The sequence below is a fragment of the Bacillus sp. REN10 genome (assembly GCF_016820555.1).
Lineage (GTDB): Bacteria > Bacillota > Bacilli > Bacillales > Domibacillaceae > Bacillus_CE.
In genome coordinates this window covers 135,759-158,323 of record NZ_JADHDW010000006.1, presented here as the reverse complement: position 1 = coordinate 158,323, position 22,565 = coordinate 135,759, and the positions used below count along the sequence as shown (strand labels likewise).

Sequence of the window (22,565 nt, the reverse complement as noted above, 5' to 3'; positions counted from 1 at the left end):
CTTTGACTAATCCTTCTTTTGATTCTTTCATACAAGAACCTCCTCATTCATTATCAATTCATGCATCTAACGAAGAAGTGGGGGCTGAACCCAATTACCCCTTTTCTTTTTTGATTATTATAACAAAGAGAAAAGGAAAAAGACTGTAAACAGAAGTAAATCCTTTGATGATAAAAAAACAGAGAGCCAAATGAATGACTCTCCGTCTATACTTTATTGCTTTAAAGTAGTGGGGGTCTGACACCAATTACTCTAAACAGAGGGAGAGGAAATCAGAAGCGTTCATATTTCTCTTTCGTTTGATGAACCCTGTTTGTCTACCTATTTCTTCAATTTGGTCAGTAGACAAATACCTTTGTATTTCTTGAATGAATGTATTTAATTCCGATGTCTGCTTTTTCAATGAAAAAATCCTTCCTTTAAAAACTAAGGGAAGGATATAACATTATTATTTAGTTGTATAGCAAAATGCTTAACTTGATGGCTATGGGGTCTGACACCATTTCCCTAAAGTAGTGGGGGTCTGACACCAATTTTCCCTATTTAAATACTTAACATATTCTGTTTCCAATCATTAATTTCTTCTAGCGAATTAAATTTTTTTAATTCTGTTGGGGGTGCATTTTGATAATGGCGTTCAATAACTACTTCATAGCCTTGTTCAATTGATTCCTCCATGATTTGATATACCCCATTGAATGAATCTTTTTGACCCAAAACTAGAAGGTCTCCCAAATAAGTAAGGCTAAATCTCACCTGTATTCTGTTAGAATAATTTGTTTGGTAAATATCCCTATTACAGCAAATTAATGTTGTAACGTAATCCGTTAATGATTGATTTGTTTTAGTTGCACCATGAACTATAAATGCATGTACATCTTCATTGAGCCTTAACGATATTTGTTTTGTTGGCATTTTTTCACCACCTTTGATTAATTTTTTTGAATTGATGCTAAATAAAATATAATCAAAACGCAATTGAAAGTCAATAATAAACAAAATTAATTACATATGTATTTCATTTATATACAGAAACCTGATACCCTTAGTTTAAAAGATCGAGAGGAACACGATAGATTCCAAATATCCCCTACGAAAAAGCATGGAGGAGTCGGGGTCTGACACCAATTACTCGTTCTCCCCCTGTTCTTTTTTGATTATTATAACAAAGAAAAAAGGAAAAAGACTGTAAACAGAAGCCAATCCGTTTATGAATAAAAAAACAGAGAGCCGAATGAACGACTCTCTGTCTATACTTTATCGCTTTAAAGTAGTGGGGGTCTGACCCCATTTCCCATTTAAGACAAATTATTTTACGTCAACAGTTACTGCTTTAGTAGCAACTACTGGTTTAATTGCATCAGTAGAAGTTTCATCAGTAATTGAGAAAATAATGCTACCTTTTGCAGGTGTTGCAACTGTTACACCAAATCCTGCGAAACCATCACCAAAAACTGGAGAAGCAGGGTTTAAAGCACCTGTAGATGATGCTGTAGCAGCAAATGAAAGTTTACCAAGTACTGTTTCACCGGTGTCAGACACACCATTATCATTTTTATCGATATATAGATCTCCATCAGCAGCTACACCAGTACTTGCTTTACCTGCAATACGAATATTATTAAGAACTGGTGAAGATAATGTAATACCTTTTACAATATCATCAACTGTAGAAGTTCCTTCTGTAATATCAAGAACAGTTTTGTAATCAATTTTTGTTGTATAATTAATTACTGGAGCTGATTTCCAAGCTACGCCTGTAATCTTAGTAGAACCTTTAGTTACTGTAATAGTTTTAGTTTCTACTAAAGTACCATCTGGTTTGTAAACAGCAAGTGTTGTTGAACCCGCTTTATTAGGTGTAACTGTGAATGTTGAAGGTGTACCAGCGATAGTATAATCACCTGTTGTATCACTATCAACTTTGATGATGTCTTTGTTGTATTTAACTTTATAACCACCTAAATTAGCAACATCTTGTTTATAAACATTTTCAGAAGTAAATTCTTTGATCTTATAAACGATATTATTATCGCTAGCTAGATCTGCATTAATGCTGTCATCATCAGATTTTGAAGTAGAGTCATATGCTAATTTTTGAATTTGGGCATTGTCAACAGCAGTCGTTGTTACTGTAAAACTTCCAAGTACATCACCTTTAGCATTTTTCAATACAACTGTTCCAGACTGTCCAGCTGTAGTTGCGCCTGCTAATGAAACAGTAGCTGAACCACTATCAGAAGCAGAAGAGTCTAATTCTACTGGTGTTGTAGCATATCCAGAAATAGCTGTTGGATAATAAGCGAATGCACCTGAAGTAGCAGACTTAACTGGATCACCGTATTGGTCAGTTACTTTTACTTTAATTGTACTTGGGCTAGTTGCACCAATGATTGCTTTTGTAGCATTTGTTGCTGGCGTTGCTTTAGCTACTTTACGTGCTTCACCTTTAACAGTAACTGTTACTTCTTTACTAACTTTACCAACTGTAATCGTAACTTTAGCTGTTCCTAGACCTTGAGCAGTCAACACTCCAGTCGCAGAATCAACTGCTACAACAGTCTCGTCAGATGATTTTACTTCAAAGCTACCAGGTACTAATTCAGATACAGCAGATCCAGCACCAACAACTACTTTAGTTAATGTTGCAGTTTCTCCAATAACTAATGTAGAAGTGTTTTGGACGAAACCTGCACCATTTGTTAATTCATAAGAATTAATAGCAGTTGCTGCATTATCAAGGTTTTTAACAGTAATTTTAGCCTTCTCAGAAGTTAATACAGTTGAACCTTTAGCAACTACAACTTGAACTGTGTAGTCACCTTGAGTTAAAACGGCATCTTGTAATTTTCCATCTTTACTTGCTGCTGCTGCACCAAATAATGTGGTATTTGCAGAAACTCCGTCTTTATCAAATGCATTAAATTCAACAGTGTAACCCGCTGCTAATAAGTAATCTACAGATGTTGCTACTCCATCAACAGTCACTGCTAATTTTTGACCTTTTGTATCGTCATCATAAGTAGCAGCTTGAACTGCGACAGCTTTTGGTTCGAAACCATATTTAACTGTGTAATCTTTAGTTGATACAGAATCTTTAACTGTTACTTTAATGTCTGTATTAGCAGGTAGAGTACCTTCTAAAGTTACAGTTGCTGTTTTTCCATCAGTAGATTGAATAGTTGCAACTTTGTTTCCTTCTACAGTGATGTCTTCAGCTTTAAGATTTTTAAGACCAGAACCTGCAATTGTTAGAGTAGTAGCATTAATCGCCATTACACTCTCAACTTTAGGAGCAGTAAAGTCATAAGCAGCTTCTGCACCGTTAACAGTTACTTTACCAGCTTTGTCGTTAAGACTGTCGATTGTAAGTTTGTAAACAGAACCTTTTTCGTCAGCTTCAACTTTGCTTGCTTTTACAGCAGCGCCATCAACTAGTACTTTGAAGTTTTCAGCTTTGAAGCCAGCTTTAGCATCTTTAAGTGTCACTTCTAAAGTTTTGTCGTCAGCTACTTTTACTGCTGAAACTGCAGGCATTTCATATAAGAAATCTTTCGCGCGGAACATGAACAACGCGAACTCACCGCGAGTTACAGCTTGGTCAGGAGCGAAAGTTGTTTCTGTTTTACCTGCTGTGATTTTGTTAGCAAGAAGAGCGTCAACATATGGATCCCAAGTGTTGTTTACATCTTTAAAGCTGTTTTTCGTGTTGCCAGCTTCTAATTTGTAAGCATTTGTTAAGATTTTCGCCATTTCAGCACGAGTGATGTTTGCTTCTGGCTTGAAAGTTGTTTCTGTTTTACCGCCTACGATTTTAGCTGCATAAAGAGCGTTAACTGCGCCTTTTACACGAGAGTTAAGGTCTGTTAATGGAGATTCTGGAGCTTTCTCCACATCTAATTGTAATGCGTTTGCGATCATTACTGCTGCGTCACCGCGAGAGATCGTTTTGTCCGTACCGAAAGTAGTTTCAGTTGTACCATTAGCAATCTTGTTTGCTACTAGGTAATCAACAGCTTCCTTATAGTTTTTGTTCACATCAGTGAATTCTGCTGCGAAAGCTGGAGTAACAGCTGTTGCTACTAGTGTAGCTGTTGCTGCAGTAGCAACGAATTTACGATAAGACTTTGGTTGGTAAGCCATGTAATAGTTCCTCCTGTTTTGTAAAGTTTTCTTTTAAAATATGAAATCAATCGGCAATAAAGCCAATTGTTCCTTAACATGTGACAAGAGTTTCCCCTGCTAAATATGAAATCCGTGGAGTTCTATGTAACATTTGGACAAATTAACAGAATTAAACTCAGTTACTATTCTATCAAAGTGCTATTTTTTTTCAACCCTTTTTTCCGTCTTTTACGTTTCTCAACTAATTTGTAACAATTGTAAGACTTTAGTAAACATTGATGATTACTAGGAAACATATGGTTTAATACCCATAAAAAATAATAGCTTTCTCATTATAAACTATTAAGTTAGGAAATTAAAGGATTAATTATATAAATGTTGGACAAAGTGCTACTTTTTTAATAAAAGATGATATATTTTCATGGATAGTTTAGCCCATGTACATAAAAAAACCCGAGAGGTAATCTCTCGGGTTGACGTGTTCTTTCCTATATACTTGTTAATTTTGTGTACAACTGACGATGAGCTTCGGCGAGTTGATCAAGGGAGAAGCGGGCGGAAGCGAAATCGTATAGTTGATCGCCCATTTTCCGCAGCTGATCGCCGCGCGTGATTGCTTCACGCAATGCTTGTTCATACGCTTTGGCGTCTTTCGTTGGCACGATCCAGCCGGTTTGTCCGTGGTCAATCAGTTCACCGACGCCACCGACATCGGTTGTGATGATCGGCACGTGCTGATTGGCCGCTTCTAATAAAGCGAGCGGAAAGCTTTCGCTATAAGAAGCAAGCAGAGCTAAGTCTGAGGCGGCATAAATATGGTCAACGTCTTTGCGGAAGCCAAGAAAATGGACGTGGCGGTCAAGCTTGCGACGAGTTACTTCATTAATAAGCTCGTCTTCAATCGGGCCGTCCCCGACGAGCAGCAAGTGAGGCCGCTCCTCTTCGGAAAAGGCAGTCATCGCCTCAAACACGACTGTATGCCCTTTAATCGGATGAAGGCGCGCGACCATCGCCATTACAAAGTCTTGATCGGTGAGGCCCCATTCGCTGCGCGGAAAAGGAGTCGCTGTTTCCTCGGTAAATTGGATGCCATTGTAGACGGTTTGAATTTTCTCCCCGTTAATGCCAAGCTTCATTAAGTTTTGCTTAAAGCGCTCCGATACGGCAAAGTAGCCGTCCATTTGTTTCACGGCGTACATGCTTAATGAAGTGAAAATCTTTCCTTTAAGGCCCGATTTCACAAAATCGAGCGACGGATCACTATGGACAGTGGTCACCCAGCGGATGCCGGTTTTCTTTTTTAAATAAATGCCAAAGAGATTGGCACGCGGGCCGTGGGTATGTAAAATGTCAAAGCGTTCTTGTTGAATGAAGCTTGCCAGTTTGTTCAAGACGGATAAGTCGTAGCGAGATCGTTGCGGGAAGCATTCCGTTCGGATGCAGCTCTCTCTCGCTTCTTGCGATAATTGCCCTTCTTGAAAGACAGCGAGCGTGACTTCTTCCGGGGAGAATTGCTCGAGCAGGGTGATGACATGTTTGCGTGAGCCGCCTTTTTCCCCGCCGCTAATTAAATGAAGCACTTTCATGTTCTAGCACCTCCAATATAGAAGAAAGGCTTTAAAGCGCATAGCGATTTAAAGCCCTTCAAGGTTATTTGCTGATGAGTATTTTGAGCAGAAATTTCGGTAAAGCCATTTGGCGTTTGATACGCTTCGGCTCTTTCATTAAACGGTAGAGCCATTCTAAGCCAAATTTGCGGTAAAAGGCTGGAGCCCGCTTCACTTTTCCAGAATAGACATCGAAGCTGCCACCGACGCCTTGGAATACTTTCACGCAAGGAAGCTTCGGCATATTTTCGCGAATCCACAGTTCTTGTCGCGGGCTGCCGAGTGCGACAAATAGAAGCGCGGCTTTCGATTCGTTAATTTTTTGAACGAGTGCATCCTGATCTTGCACGTAGCCATTTTCATACCCAGCGACGTGAAGGTTCGGAATCGACGCTTCGAGCTTTTCCTTCGCGGCGCGCACGACTTCTTCTTTCGCTCCGTAAAAGAAGACACCATGCCCTTCTTGTGCGGCGAACTGGAGTAAGCGCCCCATCATATCAACACCAGTGACACGCTCGCGAATGTCACCATTTTTCAGCTTCGAAGCAATGATCATGCCGATGCCGTCGGGAATTTGGTACGTGGACTCGTTGATCAGTTCTTTCACGAGCGGATCACGTCCGGCAGTGATGACTTTCTCTGGATTGACGGCTATGACGGTAGACTGTAGCCCTTCTGCCATTCTTCCTTTGACGTCATCAATAATTTCGTCGTACGTATACGGGGAAACCGCTACGCCTAAATATTGTTCTTTCTCCATTTGGAACACCCTAGTTGTTTATTGGTTTATTCACTTGGATCGCTTTCAAATTCGTTAAGTCGCCAATGCGGTGCACGGTAAGAGCCGCTTCCTGTTCAAGGTTTGAGCAGTTCTTCGTATCAAAGATGACCGCTGTTTCCATCTTGGCGATCAACGTTTGTGCCTCTAATGCTTTGAACTCATGATGATCCGTTAAGATGACGATAAGGTTCGCATCCGCAATGGCTTCTTCAAAAGAAGAGAGCGCAAATGGCACTTGTTCATCACGCACATGGGGATCGTGAACGCGCACATCAAAGCGCGGGTTCGCCATCACTTTTTCCACGATTTCAATCGCTGGGCTTTCGCGAACATCGTCAATGTTTCCTTTATAGGTAAGGCCAAATAACGCAATTTTTGGCGTCGGTAGTTCAGCTGTTAACTTTAAGATTTGCTCGATGACAAAGTCAGGCATTGAGTTGTTAATGTCGCGTGACAGTTGAATCATCAGCGCTTCTTCCGGTGCTTTTTCGACGATGAAGTACGGGTCGACCGCTAAGCAGTGACCGCCGACACCTGGGCCTGGCTGGTGAATGTTGACGCGCGGATGGCGGTTGGCAAGCTCAATCACTTTATGAGCATCGACGCCAAGACGAGCGGCAATTTTCGCTAGTTCATTCGCTAACGCAATGTTGACATCTCGGAATGTATTTTCCATCAGCTTCGACATTTCCGCTGTCACAGCTTCCGTTTCAAGCACCTCACCTGTGACGACTTGACGGTACACATCGGCTGCTTTTGTCGTTGCTTCTTTCGTTAAACCGCCGACGATGCGTGTATTTTCCACAAGCTCGATTAAAATACGGCCTGGCAGCACACGCTCTGGGCAATGCGCTAAGTACACATCTTTCTCCGGATCAAAGCCCGCTTCTCGAATGATCGGCGCCACGACGTCATCCATCGTCCGCGGCGGGATCGTGGATTCGACGATGATCACATTTCCTTTTTGTAAATGAGGCACGACGGCTTTTGTCGCGCTTTTGACGTACTCGACATTCGCTGTGCAGTCCTCATGAATCGGCGTTGGCACGGAGATGATAAAGACATCCGCTGCTTCCGGCTCTAGTGATGCGCGCAGTTTACCCGCATCAACGACTTCTTTCACGACTTCCGGAAGGCCAACCTCCTCGATAATAATCTCACCTTTATTTAATCTTTCGACGACTTGTTTGTTTACATCTACTCCAACAATATCAAAGCCAGCGCGAGCGAAAACAGCTGCAGTTGGCAATCCAATATATCCTAAACCAATTACACAAATCTTCTGCATGGCAAAAAATCCTTTCTAATACGACTCGTATGAGTTGAAATTAATAACTTAACATAGTATAGCAAATTCACTGGCGCCTTGCACTAATTTCGTTGAATGTGGGTGGATGAAATGTTAAAATGAAGTTTAGCTTTTTAAGCGTATTTGACTGACGAGGAGGCTAACTTGTTGAAAGTTGTCATTTCAGGATTTTATGGTTTAGGCAATACTGGGGATGAAGCGATCCTTGAAGCGATTGTAGATAATTTACGAAATGAAATCGATGATGTAGATATTACGGTGTTTTCTTTGTCGCCGGAACAGACGGCGAAGGAGCATCAAGTGAAAACCGTTTACCGCGGCTGGCGCCATCAGAATAAGGAGAAGGTGAAAGCGCTTCGCCAAGCGGATGTGTTAATTAGTGGCGGCGGCGGACTGCTTCAAGATACATATCCAACGAAGTTTTTGTTCGGTCCCCTTCCTTATTATTTGCTGATTGCCTTTTTAGCGAAGTTGTGCGGGGCGAGAGTGATGTTCTTCTCGCAAGGTATCGGGCCGGTCACTTCGACTTGGGGCAAGATATTAATGAAGGTTTTCGCCAATCGGGCTGATTTTGTGACGGTGCGTGATCAGTATTCGAAAGATTATTTGCACCAGTTAGGCGTCACTCGTCCAGAAACGGTCGTTACGGCGGATATTGTGTTTGCTTTTCAGAAGAAAGAAGACGATGCGTGCATGAAGAGCTTGTCTTTAACAGGTGAGGAGAAGCTCGTTGCGGTGTCGGTGCGCCCGTGGTTTGAGCATGATGATTATTATGAAAAATTGGCCGATGCGCTCGATGAGTTGATCGCAACAGAAGGGATCACTCCGGTGTTTGTGCCGATGGAAGGCCATCATGATGTCAATGCGTCTCAGCGTGTGATGAGCTTGATGAAACAAGCGGAGGCTTGTCATTTACTGGCGGGAGATTTCACGCCGAATCAGTATTTGAATTTTATTGGCGAATGCGAGATGACGATCGGCTTGCGCCTGCATTCGTTAATTTTCTCTGCCTTGACGGCTGTGCCTCATATCGGCATCAGCTATGATAAGAAGGTCGAAAGCTTATTAAAGCGTTCGGGCATGTGGGAGTATTCGTTCCGCTTAGAAGAGTTCGATGCGGAGAAGTTGAAGGTGAATGCGCGCAAGGTGCTCGCTCGCCGTGAGGAATTGAGTGAAGTGGTCGATGACAATGCTGCGAGCATGCGTCGGGATGCCTTAGAAAATATTGAACTATTAAAGAAAAAGTTTATGTAAGGGGAGGGTTTTTCGAATGAAGATTTTACTTGCGACTGTGTACCACTATCCGCATACGGGCGGGCTGTCGACTCATGTGGCGACGTTGAAAGCGGGATTGGAAGCGCGCGGTCATGAAGTGGATATTTTATCATTTAGTGACATTCCTGAATTACAGCAAAATATGAAAGTGCGCGGCCCCGGCTTTTTAATGAATAAGTTGTCGAAGGGCAAAGGCTTTGTGTACGGCTTGCAGACGCGCAAAAAAATGCTGCAAAAGCTAATGGAAGCAGTGAAGCATAAAAATTATGATGTCGTGAATGCGCAGGAAGTGTATGCAACGTTTGCGGCTCTTGATGCAGGGATGCCGGTTGTCTCTACAGTGCACGGTTATTTAACATATGAGGCGTTGAGTGCCGGAAATATTTTAAAGGATAGTCCGGAAGAGAAATTTTTAATGGAAGAAGAAGTGAAAGCTTACCGCAGCACGCGCGCGATTATTACGGTGGATACGCGCATTAAAGAATATGTGCAGCGTGAAGCAGGGATTACGGGTACGGCGATCCGCAACTTCATTAATGTCGATGATTTCCGTCCGGAGAAAGAAAGAAAAGCGGAATTCCGCCAAAAGCATGGCGTCGATGTCGATGTTCCGGTGTTTTTCGTTCCGCGCCGCTTAACGAAGAAAAACGGCGTCATCTATCCGATTTTATCACTGCCGGCCGTGTTGGAGAAGTATCCGAACGCCCAGTTGATTTATGCGGGTACAGGCGAAGCGATGGACGAAATGAAACGCCTGATTGCCGAGCATAAGCTTGAAAGTAGCGTGCGTCTGTTGGGCGCGATTCCGCATGACGTCATTAAAGAGTTTTATGCGTTGGCGGATGTGGTCCTTGTGCCGAGCGTGCATTCTGCAGGCGTAGAAGAAGCGACTTCGATTTCCGCCTTGGAAGCAATGGGCTCCGGCTCTCCGCTGATCGCTTGTGCTGTCGGTGGACTGAAAGAAATCGTCGATCACAACGTCGACGGACTATTGACGGAAGAGAAAAATGTCGAAGAGCTATCCGCTGCAATGATCGAGTTATTGGATGACCCAGCGAAAGCTCAAGTGTTCGCCGACCGCGCGCGCCAGAAAATTGAAGACGAATACTCTCACCTCTCTGCAGCCGAGAAATATGAAGAGATTTATATGCGGGCTGTGGAGTGAGTGGACCACCTTGCCTTTGGGCGGGGTGGTTTTTTGTTGGGAGTGGGGAAACGGGAGGCGACTGATTGAGCGGGATTGGCGACCGATTGTGGGCAATTTCCGACCGATTCAAGCGAAATCCCAACTGATTTCCTCCTTTTTCCGACTGATTCCATCCCCCAACCCACAAAAATAAACCGAACCCAGGAGGATTCGGTTTATTTGAATGGAAGGTGATACATTCGGTTTCGGCGATCGCCGCTTTGTGGCAAGTTCATTGCCCCAAGTAGACGTTTGGCCACACCGGATGACTGAATATGAAAATAGTTGCGAAATTGTTTATTGGTAATCGTTGGGCCATACAATAAAGCGTAGTCGGCGAGTGCTGAAATGTGGGCATCGCTCGATTCATGTTGACAGCGAGGGCAGTACCATGTACCGGTTTTTCGTTGCATCGGCTGATGGTCGCATTTTTCACATTTGGCTCCTGTTAGCAACTCGTTTTCAGAAATTTGCAGTTGGCGCAGGAGGTCAGGTCGATGGGGCTGGTGATGTTTGATCAGTAGCTGGGATATTTTTTTCATTTCTTTTAGTGAAAGTAGCTGATGTGTGTACGTGGCATGAAGGTCATCGAATTTCAATGGAATGGCGCTGGCATGGATGACGGTTTGATGGACTAGTTTGTCGGTGCGCTTATTTTTAATGATCGCGTTGGGATTGCTGATGACGACGAATGGAACGATGGGAATCGCAGGACATTTGTGGTGGGTGAACCACGCTTCGAGCTGTCGTTGTTGCCGTTGGACTTGTAAAATCGGGTCGGGGAAGGCTTCTTCTTTTTCCTCTATCGTGCGGATCAGTTGATGAAAGGTTTCGTCAAAGAACAGCATGCCTGCGATGTTTTTCACTTCGAGGATGACGATGATGTTGGGACAAATAAGGAGGGTGTCGATCTGGAAAAAGTAATCGCCGCTTGAAAGCCGCACATTGTGGAGGATGAGGTGGTCATCGGGGAGAAACGATAAATAGTAGTCGATGGATTGCTCGCCGCAGTATCCGGCTCGGCTTTTCGCTAATTCGTCCTCAATGATCCGTTGTTTCACATGGTGCTTAGGTAAATTGCGCTTCAACGCTTCTAACATCGATAGCGTGAGTGGGATTGTTCGTTCTTTTACTAACACATTTTCACTCCTCTCTATAAGGAAATATTTCTACATCGTCTGACAATATTCCTTTGCAACGTTTATGTTATTATTAGTTAGATTGAAATTTTGAATGAGGTGGAGTTCGTGTCATTAAAGAAGACGGCTCTTTGGCTTGTAGCGCTTTCGCTTGTTGTGAAGCTTTCGGGCTTTTTAAGGGAAAGTATTATTGCAAGTAAGTTTGGAGCGACCAGTTATACAGATGGATATTTATTGGCGTTTTCGTTTATTACGTTAGTGATTGCCATTATTTCCGGCGGATTTAACAATGTCTTTTTGCCGATGTATGTCAAACAGAAAAAGGAAGCACCAGAGGCCACGGAGCGCAATGCGAACGGGGTCATGAACGCGACGGTCGTGATTTTTTTAGCGATTTCCGTGTTAGGATGGCTGCTTAGCCCTTGGTTTGTACCGCTTATTTATCCGAAAATCACTGGATTGACAGCGGAAGTGACGATTGAAATTACTCGATTTTTCTTCTTATTTATGAGCGCGATTGCCTTGAATGGGATTTTAGACTCCTATTTGCAGGCACAGCGAATTTTTGTCCCATCGCAAATGTCGAAGTTGTCCGCTACGTTGATGGGGGCCGTTTTTGCCTTATTATTTTCCGATCAATGGGGCATTAACAGCTTGGCATACGGGTTCATTTTCGGGACGCTCGTTGGGATCGGCATCCAGCTATTTTTCTTGTTGAAAAAAGGATACCGCTGGAGCCCAACACTTACGGTGGAACAGGAATTTCGCCGTTCTTTTCTTGTGCTGCTCGTTCCTGCGCTGTTAAATGCCGGGGTTGGGCAAATCAATATGTTTGTCAATAAATCGTTTGCATCAAGTACGATTCCGGGCGCGGTTACTTATTTAAATAATTCGAGTTTAATTACGAGCATTCCGCATACGATTTATGGAACAACGATTGCCGTCGTCATTTTCACTTTATTATCCGAGCAAGTGAATCATCAGAAAAAGTTCCAAGATACTTTTTTCATGGGCATGCAAGTGTCGCTGCTAACACTAGCGCCAATTGCAGCTGGGTTATTCCTCGTCGGAGAAGAAGCGATTTCCTTCATTTTCGAACGCGGGAAATTTACTGCAAGTGATACGCACCATACGTATTTAGCGCTTGTATATTATTTGCCGACGATTGTCACCCAAGGGCTGCAGTACATTGTTTCGAAATCAATGTATGCCCAAGGGAAAACGAATATTATTTTCCGCATCAGTGTCACCACGATTGCGCTGAATGTATTTTTGAACTGGCTGTTTGTTGAGCCGTTCGGCTATCCTGGCCTCGCTCTAACAAGTTCATTCGTATCGATTTACTATTTAGTCGTAAGCACCATTTTCGTGTATAAAGACTTTGAGAAAAAAGAAGTGACAAGGCTATTGGGCTTAGTTGTGCGAGTAACGTTTGTGACGGCATTTATGATCGTACCGCTCTATTTGTTAAAGTTGTACATGCCGATTTCTGAACTTTATTCTCTTTGGCAGTTGATGATCATCGTGCCGCTCGGTGTCGTATTCTACGCCATTGGTTTGTTCATCTTCTATAAAGAAGGCTTCCGCCAGTTGTTATCGATCGTGAAGAAAAAAGCAAAAAAATAAGACCTAAAAAGGCGATTCCAACGTTCATACGTTTGGAATCGCCTTTTTACCTTAAAGTTTAAAGTTATTGATTTGTTGCGTGAGAGATTCTGCTAATTTAGCGAGCGCTTGAGAGCTGGCAGAGATTTGTTCGATCGCTGCTAGTTGCTCTTCGGTTGCTGCGCTTGTATCGCGGGAACGATCCGCGGATTGTTCTGCTAAATTCCGTACTTCTTTTGCTCCCATCTGGACTTCATCGTTCATGGCTTGCAGCTGTTCGATGGCGGCTGAGACAAGATTAATTTTATTGCTTACTTCTCCGACAGCCGCTTCAATTTGAGTAAATACATCTAGTGATTGTTCCGATGTTTGTAAGCCGTTGGTTGCTTTTTGTTGGCCTTGGTGAATCGACTGTACGGCTCGCTTCGCATCGGTTTGAATCGTTTTAATCATAGCTTCAATTTCTGAGGCGGAGTGCTTCGATTGCTCAGCTAGCTGACGAACTTCTTCAGCGACTACGGCAAAGCCTGCGCCATGTTCCCCCGCACGAGCTGCTTCGATGGCCGCATTTAAGGCCAGTAAATTCGTTTGATCCGAAATCTCTGTGATGATCGTTGTGACTTGTTGAATTTTTGCTGAATGATTTTCCATCACGCTAATAATGTTGGCGGATTCTTGAATGGAGTCTTGAATGTCACTCATTTGTTTGGACACTTCATTGACCGTTTTTGAACCTTGTTCCACTAGTGTGTTAACGGCAGCGGCTGAATGAAGCATCTCGTTATTATTATCTGTGATTTTTTGGATATCTACAGCCATTTCATTCATTGCTTGAAAGGCTTCGCCCACAATCTGCAGCTGTTGATCACTTCCGGCCGCTTGTTTTTCAGCTGCGCTAGCAACCATTTCAGAAGAGGCGAGACTTTCTTCTGAACTAGCGGATAGTTGTTCCGATTGAGCGGCTAATTGTGCCGCTGTATCATTTACATTTCCTACAACGTTTCGTAAATCAATTAACATTTTATTAAAGGACTGCGCCATTGTTCCAACTTCATCACGGTTTTTTATTTCAAGCGGTTCTAGATCAAGGCGTCCCATAGCAATTTGTTCAAGGGCTTGGGTCGTCTGTTGAATAGGCCGTGAAATACTTCGGCTAATGATGACAGAAACAATGATACTAACAAGAGCGCCACCCACTAGTATTAAAATGATAAACAGACGCGAACCAACAACTAACTCGTTTAAATTTGCCCTTGTTTTGTTCATTTTTTCCTGTTGATATGCTTTTAACTCTTCTGCTGTTGTCATAATTTCCTCGAAATGAGAAGCTGTTTTTCTGCCTAACTCTAAAGCAAGCTGCCTTTTTCCACTTTGTTGATAAGCAATCGCCTCTTCTGTGAGTTTATGATACGTTTGGTTCGATTTTTCTAGATCTTTGATTAATTGCAAGGCATACGATGTCTTAGTTATGCTTAATAATTCATTTAGCGTCTGCTCAAACTCTTCGTTTTTAACCATTCGGTCTTGAATGAATTTCTCATCTTGATAAACAAAGTAGCCACGAGTACCTCCTGCTATATCTTTTTGAATACTGATTAAATCATTAATTAGGTTCACTTTATGTACTCGATCATCTAAAAGAAATTGATACTCTTCATTTTGTCTCATGATGCTCCATAAAGAGAAAATACCGACAATCAGCATCAATCCCAGAACGCTCAAAAAACCTAACCATAGTTTTTTTGATATAGTCATTTCATAGAACCTACCTTTCTATTCCGTTTAATATTTGTGCATGTTTTGTATCGGTATGTTCCATTGAAAGTTTAGTAGCTATTGAATAATCATTTGTTTAAAAAGAGGTGTGTTGACCTTTGCGACTGATTTTGCTTATTTCCCGACTAATTTCCCCCGATTGGCGACTGATTCTTGCTCTATTCCGACTGGTTTCTTCACTACGGCGACTGATTCACCCATCAAATACAAAAAAACCACCTTTAAAGGTGGTTTTCACTTATTCTGCAATTGGTAGGGTCGTTAAGTAGTTCGCTCCAGCGTAACCTGCCTCGTATCTTGGGTCGTCTGAGATGATTTTTTGCCAAGTGGTGCCTTCGCTTGTTGTTGGGTGGCCTACGTAGGCAACTGGCATGCCTTTTAGTTTGTATTGGTACTGAATGCTGCCGTTTGGTGTGGCACGCACATTCAGCCCTTCTGTGTTCGTTTGACCAAGTTGGTATTTGCCAAAGTCTTTTCGTCCGAGAGCTTTGTCGATGCGGTACATGTGACCGCCTACTTTGGCGCCCCACCAAGCATCCGATGCGTATTTAAGATTAATGCCGCTCGCTTTTGTTCCTGGTGCGCTGCCATATGAGCGCCATGTATTTGGTACTAAGTAACCTTGTTTTCGGTTATTCAAGTAATCGTCTACTAAGGCGACGACGCAATCTGCTGGTTTCTTAAATTTGGCTCCTTTGCTAGGTGCGCTGTCGTACACTTTTAGTCCAAACAAGTTGTTGTTCTTCAACGCATGGTCGCTCATTCCGAAATGACTTTCATGCATCGCCATCGCTAAAATTAGGAGAGCATTGACTCGTTTTTGTTCTTCCACTTTTTTCAATGTCGCACCTAAGCCGATGATTTTGCTTTTCTTCGTAGCATTTTTCAAACCAGCCGCTTCTTTTTCAGCTAACACTTTCATAATATAGCGATCTAGTTCAGCCGCCGTGTAGTTTGTTGTCGTTCTTGCAGGCAAATATTGGAAATACTGATAAGCTGTTCCTATTTCATTTCCTTGTGCATTATAGAAAGTGGCTCCGTCCCAACTGTAATACTTCTTCCCCGCACTCATAAATGATGGAGCTACGCCGGCATTATATTTGCCGTAATTCTTCGCATCATAATTATAGAGATAATGAAACAGTGCGCCGTTTTCATTTTTATAGTAGCTGCGATCCTTCGCGCGTTCGAACGGAACGAGCAAGGCATCGGCAGGCTTCATGTAGTAATTAGCTCCACCGATATACACTTGTACGTACTGTTTCGTGGATGTCACATACTTCAATTCCGTCGTGCCATATTTCGATGAACCCTTCCTTGGACTGGAGGAAACATAGGTTTTCTCATGTTTGAACGATGGATCGCTATACAATTTGACAATGGAGGCGGATGGCGGTTTCGCATACACTAATCCGCTGTTGGCTTTCATATAAACGGGATTTTTGGCCCGTGCGCTCGCACTGGCTACCGCTGGAAACGGGGTTCCCGTTGCCTCGAGCAAACGATAAATAAACGCGGCGGCTTGAGCGCGATTCACTCGTTCATCTGGGCGGAAAGAGTGTTCGTCATAGCCTGAAATAATGTGGAGTGCCGCACTTTTATGAATCGCCTCTTGATGGGCAGCACTTAATTCCGCGATGTCAGTAAAGCTGGATGCTACATATGTATCATCTACTTTTAAATAATTTAAAGCATTGCCGATCATTAAAGCCGCATCTTGTCTAGTAATGAATGCTTCTGGGTGAAATTCCTGACTGGCATCCACAATGTTTGCGGCCACTGCTGCATTGACTCCATAGGAAAGTGAAGAACCCGATGATACACCATCTCCTTCCGGAAGTTGCAATGCTCGAGCAATAAAAGTGGCAAATTCCCCTTGAGTGACTGTTTGCGTTGGCTTGTAATTTCCATTTCCGTACCCCTGGATGATTCCTGTTTCTACCATAGTCTGAAGTTCTTTCTCCAGCATGGCTCCTTCCGCTTTTATAACGAAAGGGGACAAAAATGGCAGAAGTAACATAAACGACATCATCACAGTAAAAAGCTTTTTCTGCATAAAAACTAACGTTCCTTTCTATACACATTTTTCCATACTCTCTTATTCTATCGAATAATGCTTACTAAATTAAGAGGAAAATAGAATTTTTTTGGAAAAAACGTCGGGTGTGAACGATTCCAGACATTTTTTGGACGATTCCGCATGATTCTTGGACGATTTCCTCGTAAAGGTGAACGATTCTTGGCCCCGAGGATGCACAACTCCGCCGCGTGAACGATTTCGCACGATTTCTGGACGATTCCCTCACAAAGGTGAACGATTCATCCCCGCATACGCGAAAAAACCACCTTGAAAGGTGGTTTTTTCGTTATTTTGCGATTGGCAATGTAGTTAAGTAGTTTGCTCCAGCATAGCCTTCTTGGTATTTCAGGTCGTCTGAGATGATTTTTTGCCAAGTGACGCCGCCGCTTGTAGTTGGGCTACCTACGTAGGCAACTGGCATGCCTTTTAGGTTGTATTTGTATTGGATCGTGCCGTTTGGCGTAGCTCGCACGTTCAAGTCTTGGATGTTCGTTTGACCGAGTTGGTATTTGTTAAAGTCCTTTCCTCCAAGGGCTTTGTCCATGCGGTACATGTGGCCGCCTACTTTGGCGCCCCACCAAGCATCAGATGCGTATTTCACATTGATGCCATTTACTTTTGTTCCCGGTGCGCTGCCATATGAGCGCCATGTGTTCGGCACTAAATAACCGCCTCTCCAATCGATGGTGGCATTGAAGAGAGAATCCGCCAGTGCATTGACACAGTCGGCTGGTGTAGCAAATGTGGCCCCTTTGTCTGGCGTGCTGTCATAAACGGCGATGCCGAATAAGTTATTGTTGGTTTGCGCATGTTGGCTCATGCCGTAATTGCTTTCGTGATTAGCCATTGCTAGGATGAGCAAGGCGTTGATACGTTTTTCTGCTTCAACTTTTTTCAGCGCTTGCCCAAGACCGATGAGCTTGCTTTTCTTTGTTGCATCCTTATACGAAGCAGAACCCGTTGCTTCTTTTTCTGCTAGAACTTGCATAATATATTTATCTAGCTCATCCGCTGTATAGTTCGTTTTTGTTCTTGCGGAAAGGAATTGGAAATATTGATAGGCTGTGCCTACTTTTTTTCTTTGTTCGTTCGTAAAAGTAAAGCCATCCCAGCTGTAATATTTCTGAGTGCGGTCCATAAATGAAGGGGCAACCCCTGCGACATAGGAACCGTAACTATTTTTGTCGTAATTATAAATGTAGTGAACGAGTGAGCCATTCACGTTTTTATAATAATTGGTGCCCTTTGCTCCTTCAAACGGTACGAGCAAGGCTTCAGCTGACTTCACATAGTAAGAATCTCCGCCAAGGTAGACCTGAACGTATTGTTCCGTAGCTGTCACATACTGTAATTCTGTCAAACCGTATGTGGATGAACTAGATACATAGGTTTTCGCTGTTTTCAATGTTGGGTCTGTATATAAGTTCACCGTTCCCCCTGATGAGGACTTGGCGTATACAACTCCACTATTGTCTTTCATGTAAATAATTTTTTGGTTAAGTGTCACTACTTCTTGTCCGCGAGTGATCATCGCGCGCTTCGCTTCTTCAAATGAGTCGTAAGAAGTGGACGCGTACGTTAGTTTTCCAGTGGCATCGACTGTCGCCACTTGATATGGTTTGACCGGCTCCGGTTCTGGATTTGGCGGTGGAGTGCTTCCTCCGTCAATTTCCCCGACCGCGGCTAGCAGGCGGTAAATAAAGGCCGCTGCTTGAGCACGACTAGCCAATTCATCTGGACGGAAAGTACGTTCGTCATAGCCTGAAATGATTTTCAGTGCTACGCTTTTCTGAATCGCCTCTTTATGGGCAGCACTTAATCCATTGATGTCTGAAAAGCCAGATTCCGTATAGGTAACGTCTACTTTTAAATAGTTTAAAGCGTTGCTGATCATTAACGCCATATCTTTTCTCGTAATTAATGATTGTGGCCTAAATGTTCCATCTGAATAGCCGTTGACTATTTTCGCAGAAGCGGCCGCATTTACTCCGTAAGAAAGCGCAGAGCTTGATGGCACATCCGAGAAAGCGGAATTTCCTTGTGGAAGTTTCAGTGCTCGAGCCATAAAAGTAGCAAATTCTGCTCTGGTCACTTTTTCATTTGGTTTATACACTCCATCGCTATACCCTTGTATCACTCCTGCTTCTACCATTGCACGAAGTTCTTTTTCCAGTGTAATTCCTGCAATATCATCTGCCTTTGCGTTTAAAGGAGATAAAAATGGGAATACTAAGACTAGCGACATAAGGACGGCAAAAAACTTTTTTTGCATAAAAGATGGTACTCCTTTCAAGACCCATTTTTTCATACTCTATTATTCTAGCTGATATACAATGATAAATTAAGAGTTGTTTTGAATTTTTTTGTAATTTCTATAAAAAAAGCCTTGGAAGTATTCCAAGACTGCTATTGAGCATTCATTGAGTTATACAGTGCAGCTGAGAAAGAAGCTCGCGTCGCACGGCTCGGACCATTATAATTCGCCGTTTCAAATACGCCTGTTTGATCAATTAATTTCATCGTGACAATCGCTTGATACGCCCAGCTATCGGACGGCACATCGCGATAACTATTTTCAGCCGCTGTTACATTAGAGACATTTAATTCATACGCTTTTTGTAAAATAGAGGCCATTTCTGTACGTGTAATGTAAGCATACGGACGATACGTTTCGTCAGAGAAACCATTGATAATTCCCGCCTCCCGAATGGCGGCAATATCTTTCGCAAATGGGTTAGATGGATCGACATCTTTAAATTGTGAAAGGTTGACCGCTTCAAGCTTTAGCTCACGATTCAGAAAAGCAGCCGCTTGTCCGCGTGTGACAGGGTCATTCGGTTTAAACGTATAGTCGCTATAACCATTAATAATTTGTTGATCGGTTAAATGTTCAATGGCTTCAAACGCTAGATTGCTAGAAGGCACATCTTTAAATTTTCCAGTCACAACCCGCTTGGCACCTGCATATTTTGGGCCCCAGTAAGAATTGCTTAAAGAGACAAGAGCGATTCCTTGACTAGTCGTTGCATTCAAAACCATGTTATTGCCGGCATAAATGCCAACATGTGAAATACCAGGCTTATATGTATTCGCAAAAAACACTAAATCTCCCGCTTGTAATTGGCTTTTTGAAACCGACGTACCCATCCGATATTGTTCACCCGTTGTTCGCGGAATCGATATCCCGTGATTTTTATAAACATATTGGGTAAAACCTGAACAATCAAAGCCGCTTGGCGTTGTCCCGCCAAATACATATCGTACACCTATAAACTTCTTCCCATAACTAACGATCGCCTCTCCAATCGATGCCGCTTGTGTGTGAGACGCTGGTAATAGCAACGTCCACATAAGCAAAAAAGCGATGACAGGAGCCAGTTTCTTCCTGTATCTATTCACTTCCTAACCTCCTAAAATATTTTCCTTCATGTGATGTTGATTCTATTTTAACAAATATATTCCTAACATTGATTTACGGTTACATTACATTATTATTTCGTCATGTAAACAAAAAAAAGCTTATTAAATCAAGCTTTTTGAAGAATCTATTCCTATTGATCTGTTACTAATTTAATAAATTATGATGACAAAAATATATGATAATGAAATATTTTAGTTATTTACTAACAAACAAAAAAGACGCCATCCAACGTAGGATAGCATCTTTTGGTTCATTATCTTAACTCTTTGTTTTCAGCTTTGGCCAAGAAAACAGAGAAACTGGCTCGATCAATTTTTCCGTATGGACGGAATGTGCCATCAAGGTAACCGCTCACGATGTTGTGAGTAGCCAAGGCATTGATGAACTCGTTTCCTGTCACGTTTTTGGTGACGTCTTTGAATGGACCGCTTGTTTGAGGGGTCACTTCGTATGCTTTCGCAATTAAGATGGCCATTTGGGCACGCGTCACTTGTTCGTTTGGCCGGAATGTGCCGTCTGAGTAGCCAGAGATGATCTTTTTGTCAGCTAGGGCCGCAACATATGGCGCGCTGACCGTTGATTGTATGTCTGTAAATTTCGTTGTTGCGTTCGATGTATCGACGCCAATCGCTCGGCCGACTAGAATGGCTGCCTCACCACGAGTGAGCAGCTTAGTTGGCTGGATGGTGCGATCTGGGTACCCTTGCAAAACCTGTTCGTGATACAAGTATGTCATATAGCGATTGTACCAATGGGAAAGCGATAAATCCTTGAATGCTGGTCCTGGATTGTTCACTTCAATGGAAACAAAGTTTGGTTCATCTGATGGATTACCAGAAGGATAAAAATGGTATTCAATCGTTCCTTTGGTGGCATAATCCGTCATTTCATTCGCTGTTACCTGACTCGCGATTCGCTTGCCTGCTCGATACACGTCAAAACTCGTGTACTTCGCCGTCAATTGGCTTGTATTAAACGTGATTTTACCTGTTCCGTCCGTTGTGTACGGAACCGAAACATCTCCATTGATGGGCTGTTTATCGATTTGAGCCAGTCCGTAACCATAATAATTGTCACGGCCTTTCGCACCGAGATCAATGGTATTCTTCTGCAGCAATGTTCGAATTTGACGATTCGTCATTTCTGGATATTTCTCTTTGTACAATGCCACTAGCCCTGTGACATAAGGCGTAGCCATTGATGTACCGGACATGACGCCATAGCCGCTCGCATTAATTGAAGCTGGAACGGTGCTGTAAATATTCTCTCCTGGTGCCGCCAATTCTACTTCACTGCCCGTAGAAGAAAGATCTCCAAGCCGTTTGTCTTTGTCGATGGACGAGACGGCGATCACTTCATTGAACTTAGCTGGATACTGAACGGAAGATTGTTCGCCAGACCATGGAGGCCCTTCATTTCCAGCTGCTGCGACGATGATTAAGCCGCTGTCATATGCCCGTTTGATCATTCGTTCTAATGCTTCATCGTAGTCGGAAGCAGTAATACTAATATTTAATATATCCAGTTTTTGTTGAATACCCCACTCAATGCCGGCCATGACGGTTGAGATCGTACCAATTCCATTTTTGTCCAACACTTTAATGGAATAGAGCTGGGCTTGTGGAGCGATTCCGACGACTCCGATGCTGTTATTTTTTGCGCCGATGACACCCGCTACATGCGTGCCATGACCAGCATCATCATTATAAGAGTTGCTGCAGCCCCTCAAGTCGAGAATCCGCATCATACAGGCTCCACCGGCTATTTGCAAGTCAGGATGCTTTGTGTCGACACCTGAATCAATGATGCCGATTTTAATCCCTTTGCCGCTTAAAGTAGATGGTACACGCCGATCAGCGCCAACCATTTTATAGCCCCAAGGGATCACTTGGCCGCTTTTTTCGATCGGTTGATCATCTTGGATCATTTGAATATCAGGCTGATAGGCGAGCAGACTTTTTTGAGCATCTGTCACATCTACTACCGCTGCCGGCAATTCATCAAAAATGAAATTAATCTCTTCAGTGTTTTCCTCTAATAGCGCACGGTTTACCTCATGTTGAAAAAACACGATCGCTCTCTTACTTTCAAGCGTGTTTGCTTTAGCATGTAATGGGGTAGTAGAAAAGAAGAAGATCACGAAGAATAACAGAAGGTACTTTACGTTTCTCATCAGGCTCACCTCTCTTTTTGAAGAAAATAAAAGGAAGACTATGAAAGTCTCCCCCTTATTTTAACCTGAATAATTCTATTATAATATG

Annotated in this window: 14 protein-coding genes; 3 read left to right on the top strand and 11 right to left on the bottom strand. The window is 42.9% G+C overall.

Going from position 1 to position 22,565, the window contains the following annotated elements; translation table 11 throughout:
* Window positions 1-543: 543 nt before the first annotated feature.
* From IRB43_RS11085 to IRB43_RS11065, 5 genes are all read right to left on the bottom strand, one after another.
* Window positions 544-915 carry a hypothetical protein gene (locus IRB43_RS11085; protein ID WP_203363534.1) on the bottom strand — a complete coding sequence of 124 codons (372 nt, stop codon included), beginning with the start codon at window positions 913-915 and terminating at the stop codon, window positions 544-546.
* Window positions 916-1,308: 393 nt separating this feature from the next.
* Window positions 1,309-4,143 (bottom strand): S-layer homology domain-containing protein, encoded by a 2,835-nt coding sequence (locus tag IRB43_RS11080; protein WP_203363533.1) that lies wholly within the window; start codon window positions 4,141-4,143, stop codon window positions 1,309-1,311.
* 470 nt (window positions 4,144-4,613) lie between these two features.
* Window positions 4,614-5,711, bottom strand: coding sequence for a glycosyltransferase family 4 protein (locus IRB43_RS11075; protein ID WP_203363532.1), 1,098 nt, complete (start codon window positions 5,709-5,711; stop codon window positions 4,614-4,616).
* Window positions 5,712-5,775: 64 nt separating this feature from the next.
* Entirely contained in the window at window positions 5,776-6,492 is a 717-nt protein-coding gene (locus IRB43_RS11070; RefSeq protein ID WP_203363531.1) for a WecB/TagA/CpsF family glycosyltransferase, read from the bottom strand.
* 10 nt (window positions 6,493-6,502) lie between these two features.
* Window positions 6,503-7,801 carry a nucleotide sugar dehydrogenase gene (locus tag IRB43_RS11065; protein ID WP_203363530.1) on the bottom strand — a complete coding sequence of 433 codons (1,299 nt, stop codon included), beginning with the start codon at window positions 7,799-7,801 and terminating at the stop codon, window positions 6,503-6,505.
* A 168-nt stretch (window positions 7,802-7,969) separates the two neighbouring features.
* Here IRB43_RS11065 and csaB point away from each other — a divergent pair, with 168 nt between their 5' ends.
* Together csaB and IRB43_RS11055 are read left to right on the top strand one after the other, a co-directional pair.
* Window positions 7,970-9,076 carry a polysaccharide pyruvyl transferase CsaB gene (gene csaB, locus IRB43_RS11060; RefSeq protein ID WP_203363529.1) on the top strand — a complete coding sequence of 369 codons (1,107 nt, stop codon included), beginning with the start codon at window positions 7,970-7,972 and terminating at the stop codon, window positions 9,074-9,076.
* A gap of 16 nt (window positions 9,077-9,092) precedes the next feature.
* Window positions 9,093-10,262: a glycosyltransferase family 4 protein gene (locus IRB43_RS11055; RefSeq protein ID WP_203363528.1), complete on the top strand. Its 1,170-nt coding sequence runs from the start codon at window positions 9,093-9,095 to the stop codon at window positions 10,260-10,262.
* A gap of 197 nt (window positions 10,263-10,459) precedes the next feature.
* On the opposite strand, the gene IRB43_RS11050 is transcribed toward IRB43_RS11055, so the two are convergent.
* On the bottom strand, window positions 10,460-11,422 hold the full coding sequence (locus IRB43_RS11050) for an NERD domain-containing protein (RefSeq protein WP_203363527.1): 963 nt from the start codon (window positions 11,420-11,422) through the stop codon (window positions 10,460-10,462).
* Window positions 11,423-11,530: 108 nt separating this feature from the next.
* Here IRB43_RS11050 and murJ point away from each other — a divergent pair, with 108 nt between their 5' ends.
* Window positions 11,531-13,048: a murein biosynthesis integral membrane protein MurJ gene (murJ, locus tag IRB43_RS11045; RefSeq protein WP_203363526.1), complete on the top strand. Its 1,518-nt coding sequence runs from the start codon at window positions 11,531-11,533 to the stop codon at window positions 13,046-13,048.
* 51 nt (window positions 13,049-13,099) lie between these two features.
* Here murJ and IRB43_RS11040 read toward each other — a convergent pair whose 3' ends face one another.
* The 5 genes from IRB43_RS11040 to IRB43_RS11020 form a co-directional block, all read right to left on the bottom strand.
* Complete coding sequence (locus IRB43_RS11040; protein ID WP_203363525.1) at window positions 13,100-14,782, bottom strand: methyl-accepting chemotaxis protein; 1,683 nt, start codon at window positions 14,780-14,782, stop codon at window positions 13,100-13,102.
* 259 nt (window positions 14,783-15,041) lie between these two features.
* Window positions 15,042-16,859, bottom strand: coding sequence for an S-layer homology domain-containing protein (locus IRB43_RS11035; RefSeq protein ID WP_203363524.1), 1,818 nt, complete (start codon window positions 16,857-16,859; stop codon window positions 15,042-15,044).
* 310 nt (window positions 16,860-17,169) lie between these two features.
* Window positions 17,170-19,155 (bottom strand): S-layer homology domain-containing protein, encoded by a 1,986-nt coding sequence (locus IRB43_RS11030; RefSeq protein ID WP_203363523.1) that lies wholly within the window; start codon window positions 19,153-19,155, stop codon window positions 17,170-17,172.
* 134 nt (window positions 19,156-19,289) lie between these two features.
* Window positions 19,290-20,282: a C40 family peptidase gene (locus tag IRB43_RS11025; RefSeq protein ID WP_343070859.1), complete on the bottom strand. Its 993-nt coding sequence runs from the start codon at window positions 20,280-20,282 to the stop codon at window positions 19,290-19,292.
* A gap of 275 nt (window positions 20,283-20,557) precedes the next feature.
* Window positions 20,558-22,477, bottom strand: a complete 1,920-nt coding sequence (locus IRB43_RS11020; RefSeq protein ID WP_203363522.1) for a S8 family peptidase — start codon at window positions 22,475-22,477, stop codon at window positions 20,558-20,560.
* Window positions 22,478-22,565 lie beyond the last annotated feature (88 nt).